At 35.3% G+C, this 16,919-nt stretch carries 18 protein-coding genes; 17 read left to right on the top strand and 1 reads right to left on the bottom strand.

What is annotated here, in order from left to right; translation table 11 throughout:
* Positions 1-202: 202 nt before the first annotated feature.
* From ABXS78_RS14080 to ABXS78_RS14060, 5 genes are all read left to right on the top strand, one after another.
* Positions 203-553 (top strand): hypothetical protein, encoded by a 351-nt coding sequence (locus ABXS78_RS14080; RefSeq protein ID WP_095220864.1) that lies wholly within the window; start codon positions 203-205, stop codon positions 551-553.
* Between the two features lie 83 nt (positions 554-636).
* The gene (locus tag ABXS78_RS14075; protein ID WP_366247723.1) at positions 637-1,338 is read left to right on the top strand and encodes a Na-translocating system protein MpsC family protein; all 702 of its coding nucleotides are present in this window, start codon (positions 637-639) and stop codon (positions 1,336-1,338) included.
* Positions 1,339-1,501: 163 nt separating this feature from the next.
* On the top strand, positions 1,502-1,912 hold the full coding sequence (locus tag ABXS78_RS14070; RefSeq protein WP_366247722.1) for an ATP-binding protein: 411 nt from the start codon (positions 1,502-1,504) through the stop codon (positions 1,910-1,912).
* A gap of 114 nt (positions 1,913-2,026) precedes the next feature.
* Positions 2,027-2,476 carry a GyrI-like domain-containing protein gene (locus tag ABXS78_RS14065; protein ID WP_366247721.1) on the top strand — a complete coding sequence of 150 codons (450 nt, stop codon included), beginning with the start codon at positions 2,027-2,029 and terminating at the stop codon, positions 2,474-2,476.
* A gap of 60 nt (positions 2,477-2,536) precedes the next feature.
* A complete protein-coding gene (locus tag ABXS78_RS14060) occupies positions 2,537-2,698 on the top strand; it encodes a hypothetical protein (protein ID WP_366247720.1) in 162 nt (53 codons plus the stop codon).
* On the opposite strand, the gene ABXS78_RS14055 is transcribed toward ABXS78_RS14060, so the two are convergent.
* Positions 2,692-3,744, bottom strand: a complete 1,053-nt coding sequence (locus ABXS78_RS14055; RefSeq protein ID WP_366247719.1) for a LysM peptidoglycan-binding domain-containing protein — start codon at positions 3,742-3,744, stop codon at positions 2,692-2,694. The genes ABXS78_RS14060 and ABXS78_RS14055 overlap by 7 nt on opposite strands.
* A gap of 331 nt (positions 3,745-4,075) precedes the next feature.
* Here ABXS78_RS14055 and galU point away from each other — a divergent pair, with 331 nt between their 5' ends.
* From galU to ABXS78_RS13995, 12 genes are all read left to right on the top strand, one after another.
* Positions 4,076-4,960, top strand: a complete 885-nt coding sequence (gene galU / locus ABXS78_RS14050) for a UTP--glucose-1-phosphate uridylyltransferase GalU (protein ID WP_366247718.1) — start codon at positions 4,076-4,078, stop codon at positions 4,958-4,960.
* 314 nt (positions 4,961-5,274) lie between these two features.
* Positions 5,275-6,042 carry a Wzz/FepE/Etk N-terminal domain-containing protein gene (locus tag ABXS78_RS14045; RefSeq protein ID WP_366247717.1) on the top strand — a complete coding sequence of 256 codons (768 nt, stop codon included), beginning with the start codon at positions 5,275-5,277 and terminating at the stop codon, positions 6,040-6,042.
* Positions 6,017-6,709: a CpsD/CapB family tyrosine-protein kinase gene (locus ABXS78_RS14040; protein ID WP_366247716.1), complete on the top strand. Its 693-nt coding sequence runs from the start codon at positions 6,017-6,019 to the stop codon at positions 6,707-6,709. The genes ABXS78_RS14045 and ABXS78_RS14040 overlap by 26 nt, the downstream gene beginning before the upstream one ends.
* A gap of 109 nt (positions 6,710-6,818) precedes the next feature.
* On the top strand, positions 6,819-7,586 hold the full coding sequence (locus ABXS78_RS14035) for a CpsB/CapC family capsule biosynthesis tyrosine phosphatase (protein WP_366247715.1): 768 nt from the start codon (positions 6,819-6,821) through the stop codon (positions 7,584-7,586).
* Positions 7,587-7,605: 19 nt separating this feature from the next.
* Positions 7,606-8,277, top strand: coding sequence for a sugar transferase (locus ABXS78_RS14030; protein ID WP_366247714.1), 672 nt, complete (start codon positions 7,606-7,608; stop codon positions 8,275-8,277).
* A gap of 23 nt (positions 8,278-8,300) precedes the next feature.
* A complete protein-coding gene (locus tag ABXS78_RS14025; protein WP_366247713.1) occupies positions 8,301-9,467 on the top strand; it encodes a glycosyltransferase in 1,167 nt (388 codons plus the stop codon).
* Positions 9,460-10,872, top strand: coding sequence for an oligosaccharide flippase family protein (locus ABXS78_RS14020; protein WP_366247712.1), 1,413 nt, complete (start codon positions 9,460-9,462; stop codon positions 10,870-10,872). Before ABXS78_RS14025 ends, ABXS78_RS14020 begins: the two co-directional genes overlap by 8 nt.
* Positions 10,873-10,884: 12 nt before the next feature.
* Positions 10,885-12,048, top strand: coding sequence for a glycosyltransferase family 4 protein (locus tag ABXS78_RS14015; RefSeq protein ID WP_366247711.1), 1,164 nt, complete (start codon positions 10,885-10,887; stop codon positions 12,046-12,048).
* A 4-nt stretch (positions 12,049-12,052) separates the two neighbouring features.
* Positions 12,053-13,210 (top strand): glycosyltransferase, encoded by a 1,158-nt coding sequence (locus tag ABXS78_RS14010; protein WP_366247710.1) that lies wholly within the window; start codon positions 12,053-12,055, stop codon positions 13,208-13,210.
* A 12-nt stretch (positions 13,211-13,222) separates the two neighbouring features.
* Positions 13,223-14,326: a glycosyltransferase family 1 protein gene (locus ABXS78_RS14005; protein ID WP_366247709.1), complete on the top strand. Its 1,104-nt coding sequence runs from the start codon at positions 13,223-13,225 to the stop codon at positions 14,324-14,326.
* Between the two features lie 11 nt (positions 14,327-14,337).
* Positions 14,338-15,492, top strand: a complete 1,155-nt coding sequence (locus ABXS78_RS14000) for a glycosyltransferase (RefSeq protein ID WP_366249948.1) — start codon at positions 14,338-14,340, stop codon at positions 15,490-15,492.
* A complete protein-coding gene (locus ABXS78_RS13995) occupies positions 15,489-16,865 on the top strand; it encodes a sugar phosphate nucleotidyltransferase (RefSeq protein WP_366247708.1) in 1,377 nt (458 codons plus the stop codon). The genes ABXS78_RS14000 and ABXS78_RS13995 overlap by 4 nt, the downstream gene beginning before the upstream one ends.
* Positions 16,866-16,919 lie beyond the last annotated feature (54 nt).

Raw genomic sequence — 16,919 nt, 5'->3', positions numbered from 1 at the left:
TGCCCCCAGTTGTCGAATAAAGTAAAATCACAGCACCTAGTGTATCATAACCCCTGTTTTAAAGCACATTTGCTCTGGTTCAAAAGTTTCAGAAAGCCTGTGGATAAATCGTTTATCTTTTTGAAGGAAGGGTACATACTAAGTAGCAAGCCACCTATGAAAAAGCTTTCCATATGCTTAGACAGGAAAGGAGTGGTAAGAGATGACTTGCCCTTCATTGACGTTAAGTGTGCAGGATTTTGTCGAGCGAACAAAAAGAGGTTCGTCCATCAATGATAATTACTTTTTCGTTTTCAACCATAAACCAATAGTTGCAAAAATATATATAGACAATCATATGATCGAAATACCAGATCTGCATGACATCGTACTCGAAAAAGGAACAGATGGTAAAAACAGCCTGTTCTTTATGCCGCAATCATTCATTTATGAAAACCCGAAAGCGAAGCGGACATTGGACGATATGCCCCGCATTATCCTGGAAGGAGAAGAATTATCCATGTCAATGGAACAGAACAACGAAGCCTACACAATGACGATTAAAATTCGTTAGTGCAGGCTTTTTTTTATATCCAAATAAGGCGCTTATAAAGTACAATAAAATTAAAAAATCTATCGGGAACAGGGTATACGAGAATGAATATTAAAGAACAACAAAAAGAGCTGGCAGGGTTTACGGCAGGGCTCTTGCGAAAACACTTCGGAAAAGGACCTGAAGGGGTATTTGTTTCTATTTCTGAAGCTATAGTCTGTATTTATGTGCGGGATTTGCTGACACCGGTTGAAAAGGTGCTTCTGGAACAAGAGCAATACGCTATGGTATACGACACACGAGATACACTCATGGATAAATGCCTCCCCGAATTGAAAAAACAAATTGAGAAGTGGACTGGGCGCGAATATCAGCATTTCTTCTATGATTGGGATATAGAGACGAATGGCGGTGTTATAGTAGCCACAAGGGAAACAATCATCGCACTAGAGCAAATGGAATACCCTCAGCAGATCAATGAGCTGGTCGCTATGATTACGGAATCGATTCAAAAGTTGCCAAATACAGTAAAAACAGTTAAACTGAATAGTAGAACTCTAGTTATCTACCGCGATGGCATTCTGGTCGACATTGAGAAGGAAATCTTCAATCTCGGTGAGACAGAAGTATTGCGAAGAGCGAAGAGTAAACTGGAAAAGCAAGCGTTCCGCAAGGCATTTGATAAAGAAAGTCATCTGCTGGAAGGCGCTGTACAAGAGGTGTTCGCTGATTGGGAGTTCGAATCAGATCGGAGCATCATAGTCGTTATAATCGACCCTTTGAAGAAACTAAATGATATTGGCTAGCAATCAGCTGGGCATGGAACTAGCGATAAAGCCAAAGTAGGGACAGCGAAAAGCGTCTTTACTTTGGCTTATTTTAATGGATTTAGGCCAAACAGAAGGAGACCTATCTATCAGTATAAGTAACCACACGGCGTCAGCTCCTGGTGAGGGGAAGGTGACTGAAATGAAGATAGAAAATGAAAAAGATATTGTCACAAGCAGATCATGCGGCAGGAAGCTAGCAGCAGACTTAGGGTTCAGTGCGGTCGAACAAGCACGCATCACTGCAGCCATCTCAGAGCTTGCCCGGAACATTTACAAATATGCAGGCAGCGGAACAATCTGTATCCGCAGCGAAAAAGATACAAGAAGGATAGGCATCCATATTATCGCCAAAGATAACGGCCCTGGTATACAAAACCTGCAGGAAGCCATGCTGGATGGCTATACGACAGGTGGCGGATTGGGACGCGGACTTCCAGGAGTGAAGCGTCTTATGGATAACTTCGATATTACGTCTTCCACAACGGAAGGTACACGTGTAGAAGTAGCCAAGTACCGGATCGTTCATAAAAAAAGCTTATTCCGAATATAGGAATAAGCCTTTTTTTATGCCTAATAAATATTTTTTGAAAATTCAATTGAATAATTTTTTATAACATATTACATTCGAGAGGCAGGAAAACAAAAAAAGGAAAGAAGGATGTAAATGAAAGTAAAAATTGAAACCATCCCAACTTACCGGATTGCTTACTTCCGTAGAGTAGGGCCTTATGGCGCTGCTAATTATGAAACGATGCAAAAATTAAAGGAATGGGCAGCAGCAGAAAAACTACTGGATGACACCTCGATCATCCTGGGCATATCGCAGGACAATGTAGAAACGACAGATCCGCACAAATGTCGATATGACGCTGCTCTAATCATACCTGAAGATTTTCAGAAGGATGATACAGTACTTATTGGAGAGTTGAAAGGAGGTAAGTATATCAGTTTCACGGTACAGCATACTGTGGAGGCGATGAAGCAAGCATGGAAAGATATATTTGGTACGTTATCCGATCGTAGTTTGGAAGTTGATAGTCGGCCTACCTTTGAAAGATTCACTGCGAAGCTTCTAAAGGAGCATTATTGTGAAATATGCATACCAATAAAATAAAACGAAACCAAAGTGCCCTCCGAACCGTCTTATAAAGTAACTAACATAGGAGGGAACGACATGTTCCAAATTGTTTTCTATATCATTGGTGTACTTGTTATGCTATTCCTGGTGGCGGAAGTAGCGCGTAAGCTGACAGACCTGCGCCAGCTCATATCTCCAGAAAGCGAAATAAAAAAGCCTGAGACAGAAGGTTCTGTCCCAAGCTCTTATGATCAATAGAAACGCTTGTAGCTATCGAAATGCTTAGCGTAGTAAGGGTTGTTTGTGCTTGTGATACGTACACCGTCGTTATCCGCATGGATGAACTGACCGCCGCCAAGGTAGATACCCATATGGGAGATACCAGCTTTATACGTACCTTTGAAGAAGATCAAGTCACCAGGCTGCGGTGAGTTTACATAGTAAGAACGGTTGAAGTAGCCTTCCGCAGATGTACGGGAGATATCATATCCAGCGTTCTTGAAAGCATAATAGATGAATCCGCTGCAGTCGAAGCCAGCAGTTGAAGAACCGCCCCATACATATGGTTTGCCAAGCTGGGATTTAGCAACGCTGATCAGCTTGTCCACACTCTTAGAAGTCTTAGCGGAATCCACTTGTGTATTATTCGCAGGCTTCGAAGAAGAAGATGAACCGCTGCTCGCTTTACCATTGATCTTCAATGTTTGACCAACACGGATCACATCAGAAGATAGGTTGTTCCAGCTTTTCAGGTTCGCGACAGATACGCCGTTGTTGTTAGCGATCTTCCATAGTGAATCACCAGACTTCACTTTATAAGTAGAAGAAGAGCTGCTGCTGTTATTGTTGGATGAGCTTCCGGAATTGGAGGAAGAGTTATTCGATGAAGAAGAACCTCCTGCAGAAACTTTCAGCTTGTCGCCAGGATAGATCAAGTATCCGGAGATATTATTCCATTTTTTCAAGTTGCTCAAAGAAATTTTATGTTTAGATGCAATACCACTCAACGTATCACCGGATTTAACAGTATATGTAGATGCACTGCTAGAAGATGATGAAGATGTTTTCGTAGTAGATTTAGATGAACTGGATGAACCAGAAGTCTGCAATACTTGGTTAGGGAAGATAATGGAGCTTTTCAGTCCATTGATTTCCATTAATTTATTTACGGAAGTGTCGTATTTGCTAGCAATCTTCCAGAGCGAGTCGCCCTTCTGAACCTTGTAAGATGCAGCGTCAACAGTTGTGGCATATGAACTAGCAATTACCGCAGTAGCAGCAAGGGTAACAATCGTCTTTTTCATTCTAGTAACGTTCTCCTTTATTTTCATAATCCATAGAAATTAATCATACTATAGCATAATTTGGCACCTGAATTACCAGAATTTACGCAGTTGTAATGTAACTGTAATATTAAACTCGTATATTGTAGGGAAATGTAGAAAGTTATCTATTGAGCCAATTCTGAAAAGTATGTTACTATTTTTACAGATTCAGTAAAGGTAGAGGGACTTTAGTATGAGTTGCACTTTGCCGTATGGAAATATGTTTTATCTTCATTGCATCGGGAAGTATAATTTGTACGAAACACTCTACACGCTATCTACATACATTACATAAAGAGGTGCAGAACGTATGAAAATCAAAAAGGCCATCATCCCAGCTGCAGGATTAGGTACACGCTTCCTGCCAGCAACAAAAGCACAGCCAAAGGAAATGCTGCCAATCGTCGACAAACCGACAATTCAGTACATTGTTGAAGAAGCCGTAAAATCAGGTATCGAGGATATCATCATTGTCAGTGGCCGCGGTAAACGTGCGATTGAAGACCACTTCGACAAATCCTACGAATTAGAGGATCAGCTTATTAAAAAGGATAAAATGAAGATGCTTGAGGAAATCCAAGACATCTCCAACCTGGCTGATATCCACTATATCCGTCAAAAAGAAGCAAAAGGTCTTGGCCACGCAATCTCTACTGCTAAGAAATTCATCGGCAACGAGCCATTCGCAGTATTGCTAGGTGATGACATTGTGAAAACAGAAGGCACTCCAGCATTGAAACAATTAACAGAGGCATTTGAAAAGTATCGCGGTTCTGTTGTTGGTGTTCAGCAAGTACCTGAATCTGAAGTATCCAAGTACGGTGTTGTTGCACCTCAAGGTTCTACAAGCGAGCCGAACCTGATGCAAGTAAGTGACTTGGTTGAGAAGCCTAAGAAAGAAGAAGCTCCATCTAACTACGCTATCATGGGTCGTTATGTATTGACTCCGGAGATATTCGATATCTTGGAAACTCTTCCTCCAGGTGCTGGCGGAGAGATCCAGCTTACAGATGCGATCAAGGAATTGAACAAGAAACAAGCTGTTTATGCTTGTGAGTTCACTGGTGATCGCTATGACGTTGGTGATAAATTTGGATTCATCAAAGCGACAATCGAATTCGCACTTGATCGTCCTGACTTAAAAGATCAGCTTCAGGAATATCTGAATAACAGTGTTGTAACAGAAAACAAATAAGAAGAAACCGAACCTGCGCAAGTGGGTTCGGTTTTTTTATTATAATTTGGTAATTCTATGTTGTATCTGGGAAATTTGTGGTATACTTTTCATGTTTTTAATTGCTGACTAAGAAAAATGGACTATATATTATAACGATGTTTCGACAAGATGCAAGTGACAATTGTAGCGCTTACATATTTTCGACAAAAACAGTCATTGCAAGGCTGGTCAAAGCCTTTATAATAAAAAAGTACATATAAATTTCTAAAAGTTAGCATTTTTCTTTGTCTTTGGACTTATCTTTTTTAGTACATCTCATCGGAGGGACATGAATGGAAGAGACAATCTCTTTAAAGGAAATTTTCGCAGTATTGAAGAAACGGACACTAATGATTTTATCCTTAATCGTCAGTTTCGCTGCAATTGCTTTTTTAGTCAGTTATTTTTTGATTACCCCGACCTACCAAGCTAGTGCATCTGTCGTAGTCAACCAGGAAGAAAACGTGGACGTTTCCACTCTGAATAATGCCATCCAATCCAATATTAGCTTGATCAATACATATAAGATTGTCATGACAAGTCCAGTCATCCTGGACGAGGTCTCAAAGGAAATGAACTTATCCCTCTCTTCCAGTGAATTGGCAGAGAAGCTGGAAGTTGCCTCCGAAGCTGATACACAGATCATCACCGTAACAGCAACTGATACAAGCCAGGCAAAAGCTGCCGAACTTGCCAATACTACAGTGGATGTTTTCCAAAAAGAAATTCCGGAATTAATGAATTTAGAAAACGTTAAGCCTTTATCTTTAGCTGAAACAGTAGAAAATCCATCACCGGCTAGTCCAAACATCCTATTGAATACTGCTATTGCCCTTGTACTGGGCGCAATGGTGGGAATCGGTCTCGCATTCTTATTAGAGTATCTTGATAATACTGTTAAAACAGAGGCTGATATCGAGAAACGCATTGGCATACCAGTTATCGGTATCATTAGCCATATGACCGAGGAAGACATGAAAACGAGTAAGCAATATGCAGCACCTGCTGATAAGAGACAAGTTAGGAGAGAGTACAGTGGCCAAAAGAAAAAAACAGTTTAAGACAAATGTCCGATCTCTCATAACAAAGTTCAATCCGAAATCTCCTATATCTGAGCAGTATCGTACAATCCGTACAAATATTGAATTTGCATCAGTGGATGCAACGATGCGTTCACTTCTAGTGACATCTTCTGGTCCATCCGAAGGGAAATCATCTACAACGGCAAACCTGGCTGTTGTCTTTGCGCAACAGGGTAAAAAGGTATTGTTAATTGATGCTGATTTACGTAAACCAACTGTACATTACACATTCAAGCTAGATAATCGTGCGGGTCTTAGCACTGTACTAGTAGGCGAGAAACCCTTAGAGGAAGCAACCAAAGAAACAGACGTTCCGAATCTAGACATTTTGACATGCGGACCTATTCCGCCGAACCCTTCTGAGCTATTGGGTTCTAACGCTATGAAACAATTGATTTTAAAAGCACATGAAACGTATGACATGGTTATCTTTGATACACCGCCAGTATTGGCTGTAACGGATGCACAGATCCTAGCTAATACGTGTGATGGTGCTCTGATCGTCGTGCGCAGCGAACAGACTGAGTATGATGCGATTCAAAAAGCAAAAGAGCTGCTTGAACCGGCACATGCTAAGCTTCTTGGAATTGTACTGAATGATGTAGCGCAAAAGAAATCGAATACTTACTACTACTATGGTAGTTAACCTGAGCAAAAATATGTCCTCGATTAACGGGGATATATTTTCGTGCGGGATATAGGAAATATGTCATTATTTTTTTGAATAATTTGGGGAAATGAAGGGTGTAGATCGTATGATAGATATTCATTGCCATATACTTCCGGGTGTTGATGATGGAGCAAGAACATTGGAAGACAGTATAGAAATGGCAAAGTCAGCGGCGGCACAAGGTATTCATACCATTGTCGCTACCCCGCATCACCGCAATAATCAATTTGATAATTATCGAGAAGACATCCTTACGCGTGTAGATGAATTAAACAGAATCTTAGAGGAAGAAAATATAGAAGTTAATATCCTGCCAGGACAAGAAACCAGAATATATGGTGACCTTGCTGAAGGGTTATCAGCCAAAGAAATTTTACCCGTGAATCTTGATACTCCTTATATCCTTGTTGAATTACCTACCTCAACTGTTCCTAAGTATACGAACAAACTGCTTTATGATCTTCAAGTGGAAGGTTACATGCCCGTAATCGTGCACCCTGAACGTAATAGTGAATTGCTGTCCAAGCCAGACAAGCTTTATGAACTTGTAAAAAGTGGAGTACTGACTCAAGTGACTGCAGCAAGCATAGTAGGGAAGTTTGGAAAGAAAATACGGAATTTTAGCCACGAAATTATTCAATCTAATCTTACTCATTTTATAGCTTCTGATGCACATAATATTCGTAGTAGAGGATTTATCATGCGAGATGCGTTTCAAGAAATTGAAGATACATATGGCGAAGATCTTATCTATAGTTATATAGAAAATGCGGAACTTATGGTTGCAGGTGAAACAATAGTAGGGGATTTACCTGAAAGAATAGTTAGAAGAAAAATTCTTGGCATTTTCTAATATAGAGGGAGGATAGTAAATGGCGGAGTCTAAGCAACAAATACTAAAAACAGTAAACGTAAATACTGTTTTGAATGATGATAGTAAATCATATCTTATTTCAAAAAGGATTATGGATGTTATCTTGTCGCTAATAGGAATCATATTGCTTCTTCCGGTTTTTGTATTAATTTCAATAATTATAAAGATTGAAGATTATAATGGGTCAGTATTTTTCTATCAAGAAAGAGTCGGAAAGAATGGTCGTAAATTTAATATGTATAAGTTTCGTTCAATGGTGTCCAATGCAGAAGAATTAAAAGCAACCTTAATAAATGAGAATGAAGCGGATGGACCTGTATTTAAAATTAAAAATGACCCCCGAATCACAAAAATTGGTAGGGTATTAAGGAAAACTAGTCTAGATGAATTGCCGCAATTATTCAATGTATTAATCGGTGATATGAGCTTAGTTGGTCCAAGACCTCCGTTACCAGAGGAAGTTAAACTCTATACAGATTATGAAAAGCAAAGGCTCATTGTTATACCTGGCTTAACCTGTTATTGGCAAATTGGAGGTAGAAGTAATATAAGTTTTAGAGAATGGATTGAGTTAGATTTAAAATATATACGTGAAAGAAACTTATGGATTGATATAAAGCTTATACTTAAAACAGTGTTTGTTTTATTTGGTTCAAAAAATGCTTACTGATTAAAGGGAGACAAGTATACGAAATGTATAAGATTTGTTTAGTTAATGATGGATTTGATCTTGGTGGTGTCCAAAGAGTAACTACAGAGTTAGCCAACGCATTAAATAAAAATGATAATGAAGTTACCGTTTTGGATTTCTCTGGAAAGAATTATTATTACTATAAACTTGCTAGTAGCATAAAAAAACCAAACGCAATTAGAAAGAGGACAATAAATAGAAAGATAATTACGAAATTCAAAAATTATAAATACAAAATTACAGGTGATCCTATAAAGGCTAGTTTGATATTTAAGGATCAATACAAAGACCTACTAAAATATCTAAAAGTGAATAATTTTGATTTCATTATTGTTTGTCAAGGCAACTTAACTGCAGCTATACCGTTAATAAAGAAAGCAAGTCCTTTTAGCAAAATAGTAGCCTGGCAACACAATAATTATGATGTTTATATGAATAAGTACTATAGCAATATTATTGACGATTACTGTATGGGATTAGAAAAAGCTGATTTAGTAGTATGTTTAACTAATGAAGATGTAAGTGAATTTGCAAGGCATAATTCTAATACCATTAGTATATACAACCCTTTGACATTGACAGAACCAAAAGTAAGTAATCTCAACAATAAAAATATTATATTCGTCGGAAGGTTAGAAATTCAACAAAAAGGACTAGATTATTTATTGGAAATTTCTAAACATCTGAATCCAGAATGGAAAATAATTATCGCAGGTGATGGTTCAGATAGGAAGAAATTCGAAAGATTAATAAAAAATAATAATCTAATAGAAAAAATAAAACTGTTAGGGGCTTTATCTTCAGAAGAATTAGCAGATCTTTACGCAACAGGTTCGATCTTTATCTCTACTTCAAGATGGGAAGGGTTTGGTTTAGTAATAACCGAAGCAATGGCTTCGGGATTACCTATTGTTAGTTTTAATAACAGTGGTCCAAAAGAGATTACAGGAGAGGGGAGGTATGGCATCTTAATAGATAAATATGATTGTAATGAATTTATTAATGCTGTTAATAACTTGATAAATAATAAAAGTGAAAGAGTTAACTTGCACACATTGAGTCTGGAGAGATCAAAAGATTTTTCTATTAGTAGTATAGAACGTATATGGATTAAAGAGTTGAATAAGTTAAAGGCAAAGGAGTATAGACTCATTAATAATAATGAATAACCTAATTAAAAAATTTGTAGGGTTTTCCATAGGGCCGTTAATAGGCGCATTTATAAATCTTATAACAATTCCATTAACCACTTATTTTATTAATCCTGAAGAATATGGTAAAGCTAGCATGTTTACTGTGTTTCAAATGATGCTTGCTACATTTATCTATCTAGGTATAGATCAAGCATATACTAGAGAATATCATGCCTTATCAGACAAAAAAAAATTATTCCAGAATGCCATTAGCATTCCTATGACATTATCTTTTCTTATTATAATTATTTCAATCTTACTACCGGATCTTATATCAACTATGCTATTTGGAGATCCTGCATTTAAAATTGCCTCATATTTATTTGGTATGATGATATTTTTTATGGTAATTGAAAGATTTATTTTATTGGACTTAAGAATGCAAGAAAAAGCATTTGAATACTCTGTTTTAAATATCCTAGTGAAAGCAGTGGTACTTGTTGTCACTTTAATCTTTGTACTTTTTATTCGTAGGGATTTCTTGGCAGTAGTGTATTCAATTACTATTGGGCAAATTTTAGGGGATTTATATTTGATTGTAAGGTACAGAAAAATATTAAGTATCACTCCCTTAAATTTCGATAAAAAGTTATTAAAAGGTTTAATAATATTTGGGTTTCCTATAGTTATTGCTACATCTATTTCTAGTTTGTTAAATTCGTTAGATAAAATATTATTAAGATCCTTAAGCGATTTTACCCAAGTAGGCATCTTCACAGCGACACTAAAGGTTGCAGCAGTACTGAATATAGTTCAATCGAGCTTTACTACTTTTTGGGTACCAAATGCCTATCGGTGGTATGAAGAGAATAAGGATATATTTTACTTTAAGATAATCAGTGAAATAATTTTATTGGTTATGTCTGTTATGTTTTTCGCTATATTATTCAGTAAAGATTTAATTGTAACTATTCTCTCAACTGATTACGCAGATGCTAAGTATTTGGTTGCTTTTCTTTGTCTTCAGCCGATTATTTATACTATAAGTGAAACTACTTGCTTAGGTATTGTATTTAGCAGAAAAAGTTACCTGAGTGTTTGGGTAGGTTTGATAGCTTTAGTCCCTAACACACTTCTTAATTTACTCCTAATACCGGCATATGGGGCTGTTGGTGCCGCTATATCGACAGCATTTTCTTACATTGTATTTTTTGTAGTTAGATCAATTTTCTCTTATTTTAATGGTATGAAAATATCCGTAAGATTACACACTTATATTTTTATAATCTTATTTGCAACAGCATGTTTAAATTCAATTGACTTAAAGTATATTCAGTTATTCAATCTAATAATATTCATATTAATAATATCTCTACAAAGTAAGACAATTAGAAATGTTATTCATATTTTTAAACATAAAGAGATTTATGACTTTTCTTAAGGGGGGAGATATATGAATGTTGCAATTCTTTGCAATGAAGTTAAGCCTATCCCAGCAGTAGAAGGAGGTGCAGTTGAAACACTAGTAGAATTATTGTTGAAAAACAATGAAAATAATAAATTGATTAATATTGATATATATTCTAAAGAAAACCAAGAAGCAATTAAAGAAAGCAAGAAATACAAAAACTCGCTTTTTTATTACATTAGATATTCAAAAAAACCACTAATTCAAAAATTACTAAATAAAGTATATCGCATTTTTAAAATCCCGAATTATTTTGATTTATTCTGCTTTAATGCAGCACGTGAAATTAGAAAGAAAGATTACGACTGGATCATAGTAGAAAATAGACCTTTATTCATATTCACCTTAAGAAGGATGGGGATAAAGTCAAAGGTCGCATTACACCTTCATAATGATTTTCTTAATGAAAAAGACTATCTTACAAACGAAGTTATAAGTAGATACGACAAGATTTTAGGGGTTAGTGAATATTTATCAAATAAAGTAAAAGCTAACAAAAAAAATGATAAAGTACATACATTTCTTAATAGAGTAGACGTTAATCTTTTTAGTAACAAAAACAGTAACAAAGAAAATAATAAAATAAACAATGAAACGATAATTCTCTTTCATGGGAGAATCATTAAAGAAAAAGGTGTATATGAACTTATAAAAGCTTTTAATATAGCATATAAACAAAATAATAAGCTTAGATTATTAATAGCGGGTGAATTTTCGGACAAAAAATATTATAAAAAAGTAGCAAACTTGTTATCGAAAACACAGCACAATAATATTAGCTTACTTGGTTATTTAGATCATCCTTCACTTGCAAAGATCATACAATCAGCTGATATTGTGGTTTTACCCTCTCTGTGGAATGAACCATTCGGCCTTACAATAATTGAATCAATGGCAGCAGGTAAGCCTATAATATCGACTAATGTCGGTGCAATCCCAGAAATTCTTGGTGACTCTTCTGGGATCGTGATAGAGAATAACAGTGAGCTAATAAAAAATTTGTCTATTGAAATAATTAATCTCGCTAACAATATCCAAAAACAAAAGATATATTCTGACAATGCATTAAAAAAGGTAATGGCAAAATATAATGCGGACTATTACCTGGAAGACTTAATTAAAATTCTAAAACAAAAGGAAATAGGCTAATAGTATGTTAAAGAATAAGAAAATACTTTTTGCGAGTCATACTTTAATGAATGGACCATTCGTTGTAGGCTCTCATCACCTTGCTAGAGAGCTGTCAAAACAAAATGACGTTATACATCTTAGTTCACCAGTAACGCCTCTTCATTTTGCAAAATGGAAAGATAAAGTAACTAACTATAAGCTGAAGAGATCGTTAAGGAATCAAAGGGTCAAGATAAATGACAATTTAATTGATATAGTACCTTTTTCTTTAATTCCATGGAAAATGTCAAGGCACTTCTTCAACTCGTCTAAATTGAACTATACATGTAGTACTATGATCCCTGGAATAAAAAGCGATATATTCCAGCATGTTGATGTATTAATATTAGATCAACCAAGTTTTATAGGCATTGAGAGTATTATTAACCCGAAGATAACAATTTATAGACCCACAGATTTGTATACGGATATGGAAGATGATGAAGTAATAAGAAAAGCGGAAGCACTTATTATGAATAATGCAGATGCTCTAATTGGAACATCTGAACCTGTACTGAATAAGATCAGGCTATTAAATAAAAAGATTCCAAGACAGCTTATTGAAAATGGTGTTGAATTCGAACACTTTAATACATATAGGCCTGAACCTAAGGATTATGCACATATAAAAGGACCAAAAGCAGTTTATATGGGAGCAATTGATAAAAGACTTGATATGAATGCAATCTTTGAACTAGCAAGAGGTATTCCGGAGTTGAATTTAATTTTAATAGGTCCTTATGAAGAAAAAGACATACGACTTATTAGGTATGAAAAAAACATCTTTTTGTTTGGAACTCGTGAATACCGAGATTTACCTGGATATTTGCAAGCAGCAGATATTGGACTATTACCTTTATCAGATCATCCTTCTAACCAAGGTAGAAGTCCTATGAAACTCTATGAATATGCAGCTTCTGGAATACCGGTAGTAGCAAAAAAAACCACTGAATTAGAAAGACGTAAAGATAACTTTATAAGTATATATTCAGATTACAAGGAGCTTATTAATACTGTAAAAAGATTGCTCGATGATGCTTCACTTGAATCAAATGTAATTAAAGAAGAAGCCAGAAAATATTCATGGGAAAATCGTGCTTTACTTTTAAGTGAATTTATCGAAGGACTAAATAAACTATAAAAAGGTGGGCTTATGAAGAAAGTACTAATTGATGCTCATAATGTCGGAGTTAGAACAGCAGGAAATGAAGTATATTTTGAAAATTTAGTTATGGGTCTTAGTAAGAATAATAATAAATTAGACTTATCAGTTTTAATTAAGGATGATAAATGGGTGCCTCATAATATTAATAAAGTGGACTTAAAATCTAATTCAGTTGTGTTGCAGAGAGGTCTTGAGATTCCTTATCAAGTTAAAAAAGGCAATTTTGATTTACTTCATGTGCCTTTTGCTATTCCACCAGTAAATTTCTCTAAGACATTGGTTACAGTTCACGATATATTATTTGAAGATTTTAAAGAGTTCTTTTCTAAAAGCACTTTAAAGAGATTAAAACTAACAACTCCTATTACTACAAGAAAATGCACACATATAACTACGGTTTCTAATTATTCTAAAGAATCTATTATGGAAAAGTACGGAATTGAAGAACAGAAAATAACAATGATCCCAAACTCTCTCAGCTTATCTTTTGAAAATGCTTTGAATACTGTTACATCGGACACTATACATAAAACTAAAAGAGAATTAAACATTATAGAAGACTATATTCTTTTTGTTGGTACAGTTCAACCTAGAAAGAATATAGCTAGAATTATTGAGAGTTTTAAGTTCTCTAATGCTTACAATGATCTCAAATTAGTTATTGCAGGTGGGAGAGGATGGCTGTATGAAGAAATATTTAGTCTTGTGAAGGAATTAAATATTGAGAACCGAGTTATATTTACCGGTTCTATTAGTGATATTGAACTTGCAAATTTATATAAAGGCAGCACGATGTTAGTATATCCAACAATAGCAGAAGGCTTTGGTATACCACTTTTAGAAGCAATGGCTTCTGGTATCCCTATAATAACATCAAACACAACAGCTTTGCCTGAAGTAGCAGGGAAGGCAGCCATTTATGTTGATCCTTACAATATATCTGAAATAAGTGACGCAATTAGGACTCTTCTTCATGAAAGTAAAACCAGAGATGATTTAGTTGAGCAAGGTACTAAGGAACTATCGAGGTATTCCAGAGATAAAACCAGTGTGGAATTAGTAAGACTATATGAAAAGATATTGGGGGAATAAAATTGGCTAAGGTGGCTATTTATCATCCTTGGATTTATTTAAAAGGAGGAGCCGAGAAAACTATCTTAGAACTAGTTCATAGAAGTAGACATGACTGGATAATCTATACAAATCGTTATGAGAAAGACAACACTTTTCCAGAATTTGATAATTTAGAAGTGAATGAGCTTCTTAGAGTTCCTGTTAAGAGAGATATTTTTAATGTTACAGCAGCGGCACTACGTATACTATTCCAAAAACGAATAGATTTTAAGTCAGATCTTTTAATGATATCAAGTGAAGGGCTAGGAGATTTCATAAACTTTAAGAAGCAAAGAAATTTGCCAAGTGTTTGTTTCTGTCACACACCTTTGAAAATAATACATGATAAACATACTCAAAATAGATATCTCGAATTAAATGGAAACAAAGCAAAACTGAAGCTATTATTTTTTGGGACAGTTTTTAAGACTATTGATAAAATTGCATGGAAGAAATTTGAAAGAGTTATTTGTAATAGTCAAGAAGTGAAGAACAGAGTTCTAAATGCAGATTTAGCTGATGATTCAATTATATCAATCGCAAACCCGGGTGTGGATATTGAAAAGTATAGCTCCTGGAAAGTGAAAAGTGGGGATTACCTTCTTATACCAGGAAGGATAATGTGGACTAAAAATATAGAGCTTGGTATAAAGGCCTATCTTAAATCGCAGGCTCCTAAGAAAAATATAAAACTTATAATTGCTGGTGCAGTAGATAAAAAAAGTGAACAATACTTTGAGGAGTTACAATCTTATTTAAGAAATTCTGATTTGATCTCATTTAGAGTGTCCCCTTCTTCTGAGGAATTACTGGAATTGTACAAAGATAGTATGGCGGTTTTATTTACAGCTCCAAATGAGGACTGGGGAATTGTTCCTTTAGAGGGGATGGCTGCTGGGAAACCTGTAATTGCCATAAATCAAGGTGGTCCCAAAGAGAGCATAATTAATGAAGTCACTGGTTATTTGGCAGATAATAATATTGATGATTATAAAAGTGCTATAGACAAACTAATTAATAATGAAAACAAGTTACAAATGGGTTTAAATGCAAGGGAACATGTTCAAAAATTCAGCTGGGATAACTTTACAAAAGTGATTGATGACGAAATTGACAGCTTAATACTCCAGAGGGGGAAATTATGAAACTTATATTGTTATCCGGTGGGTCTGGTAAGAGACTATGGCCATTATCAAATGATGCCCGTTCCAAACAATTTATAAAGATTCTTGAAGATGAAAACAAAAATAAGGTTTCAATGGTTCAAAGAGTATGGAGTCAGCTAAAAAGTTGTGGCTTAGACTCCCAATCTATTATAGCCACTAGTGCTTCTCAAAAAGATATGATATACAGCCAAATCGGAAGTGTACCTTTAGTAATTGAACCGGAGAGAAGAGACACTTTCGCAGCAATTGCACTAGCAACTACTTATTTAAAGAGTGAATTAGAATGTGATTATAATGAGCCTGTGATTGTGTTACCTGTTGATCCATATGTAGAATCTAGCTTTTTTGAAAAGGTAAAGGAGTTAGAGCAAGTAATAAGTTTACCTAATGTTGACATCTCATTACTAGGAGTAAAACCAACTATTCCATCTGAAAAATATGGATATATTCAACCAAAAATCACTTCTACGAAAGATAGAAACTATCTAGCAGTCAATTCATTTCATGAAAAGCCTAATAAAGAAACTGCTGAAGAATTAATTAAAAAGAATGCCCTCTGGAATTGTGGTGTTTTTGGATTTAAGTTGGGATATTTAATGAATTTATTAGAGAATAGAGGGTTGCCCACTAATTATTTAGATTTATTATCTCAATATGATTCAATTCCAAAAAACAGCTTTGATTATGAAATTGTAGAGAACGCTAGTAATGTGACTGTAACCCCATACAAAGGTTATTGGAAGGATTTGGGCACATGGAATACTTTAACTGATGAAATGACTGACAATCTTGTTGGTAAAGGAGTCATAGATCCGACAGTTACTAATTCACATATAATAAATGAATTAGATATTCCTGTTACTTTAATAGGCTCAAGTAATATAGTTGTAGCGGCTAGTGCTGATGGGATATTAGTGTCTGATAAAGATTCAAGCCCCAAAGTGAAAGATTACGTTAGTAAGTTTAATGGAAGACCTATGTATGAAGAGAGAAGATGGGGATGGTATAAAGTATTAGACTATAAAAAATATAATGAGGGTAATGAAGTACTAACCAAAAGAATAGGGATTATTAAAGGGAAGAACTTGAGCTACCAGATTCATTTTAAGCGTAGTGAAACCTGGACAATTGTTAAAGGTGAAGGGATAATGCTACTCGATGGAGAATTTAAACATATTAGATCGGGAGATACAATTCATATACCACTAGCTACTAAACATGCTATAAAAGCAATAACAGATATAGAGATAATAGAAGTACAAATGGGAGATGAATTGGTAGAGGAAGATATACACCGGATTTCTCTCGAATGGGATAGTATAATTAATGAGAGTTTATTGTCAAAATCTTAAACCTTTATTAATAAAGCTGATACCTTTAGGTTGTTAAGCGTAATCTTAACAACC

Origin of the sequence: Terribacillus aidingensis (assembly GCF_040703035.1) — a bacterium.
Lineage (GTDB): Bacteria > Bacillota > Bacilli > Bacillales > Amphibacillaceae > Terribacillus.
This window is presented reverse-complemented; position numbering and strand designations above follow the sequence as displayed.

Excerpts from the sequence above, each read along its gene's own strand:
- galU (WP_366247718.1), top strand. The coding sequence starts at position 4,076 with ATGAAAATCAAAAAGGCCATCATCCCAGCTGCAGGATTAGGTACACGC.
- ABXS78_RS14020 (WP_366247712.1), top strand. The coding sequence starts at position 9,460 with ATGAATAACCTAATTAAAAAATTTGTAGGGTTTTCCATAGGGCCGTTA.
- ABXS78_RS14025 (WP_366247713.1), top strand. The coding sequence starts at position 8,301 with ATGTATAAGATTTGTTTAGTTAATGATGGATTTGATCTTGGTGGTGTC.
- ABXS78_RS14015 (WP_366247711.1), top strand. The coding sequence starts at position 10,885 with ATGAATGTTGCAATTCTTTGCAATGAAGTTAAGCCTATCCCAGCAGTA.
- ABXS78_RS14035 (WP_366247715.1), top strand. The coding sequence starts at position 6,819 with ATGATAGATATTCATTGCCATATACTTCCGGGTGTTGATGATGGAGCA.
- ABXS78_RS14045 (WP_366247717.1), top strand. The coding sequence starts at position 5,275 with ATGGAAGAGACAATCTCTTTAAAGGAAATTTTCGCAGTATTGAAGAAA.
- ABXS78_RS13995 (WP_366247708.1), top strand. The coding sequence starts at position 15,489 with ATGAAACTTATATTGTTATCCGGTGGGTCTGGTAAGAGACTATGGCCA.
- ABXS78_RS14010 (WP_366247710.1), top strand. The coding sequence starts at position 12,053 with ATGTTAAAGAATAAGAAAATACTTTTTGCGAGTCATACTTTAATGAAT.
- ABXS78_RS14070 (WP_366247722.1), top strand. The coding sequence starts at position 1,502 with ATGAAGATAGAAAATGAAAAAGATATTGTCACAAGCAGATCATGCGGC.
- ABXS78_RS14080 (WP_095220864.1), top strand. The coding sequence starts at position 203 with ATGACTTGCCCTTCATTGACGTTAAGTGTGCAGGATTTTGTCGAGCGA.
- ABXS78_RS14030 (WP_366247714.1), top strand. The coding sequence starts at position 7,606 with ATGGCGGAGTCTAAGCAACAAATACTAAAAACAGTAAACGTAAATACT.
- ABXS78_RS14060 (WP_366247720.1), top strand. The coding sequence starts at position 2,537 with ATGTTCCAAATTGTTTTCTATATCATTGGTGTACTTGTTATGCTATTC.
- ABXS78_RS14005 (WP_366247709.1), top strand. The coding sequence starts at position 13,223 with ATGAAGAAAGTACTAATTGATGCTCATAATGTCGGAGTTAGAACAGCA.
- ABXS78_RS14055 (WP_366247719.1), bottom strand. The coding sequence starts at position 3,744 with ATGAAAAAGACGATTGTTACCCTTGCTGCTACTGCGGTAATTGCTAGT.
- ABXS78_RS14065 (WP_366247721.1), top strand. The coding sequence starts at position 2,027 with ATGAAAGTAAAAATTGAAACCATCCCAACTTACCGGATTGCTTACTTC.
- ABXS78_RS14075 (WP_366247723.1), top strand. The coding sequence starts at position 637 with ATGAATATTAAAGAACAACAAAAAGAGCTGGCAGGGTTTACGGCAGGG.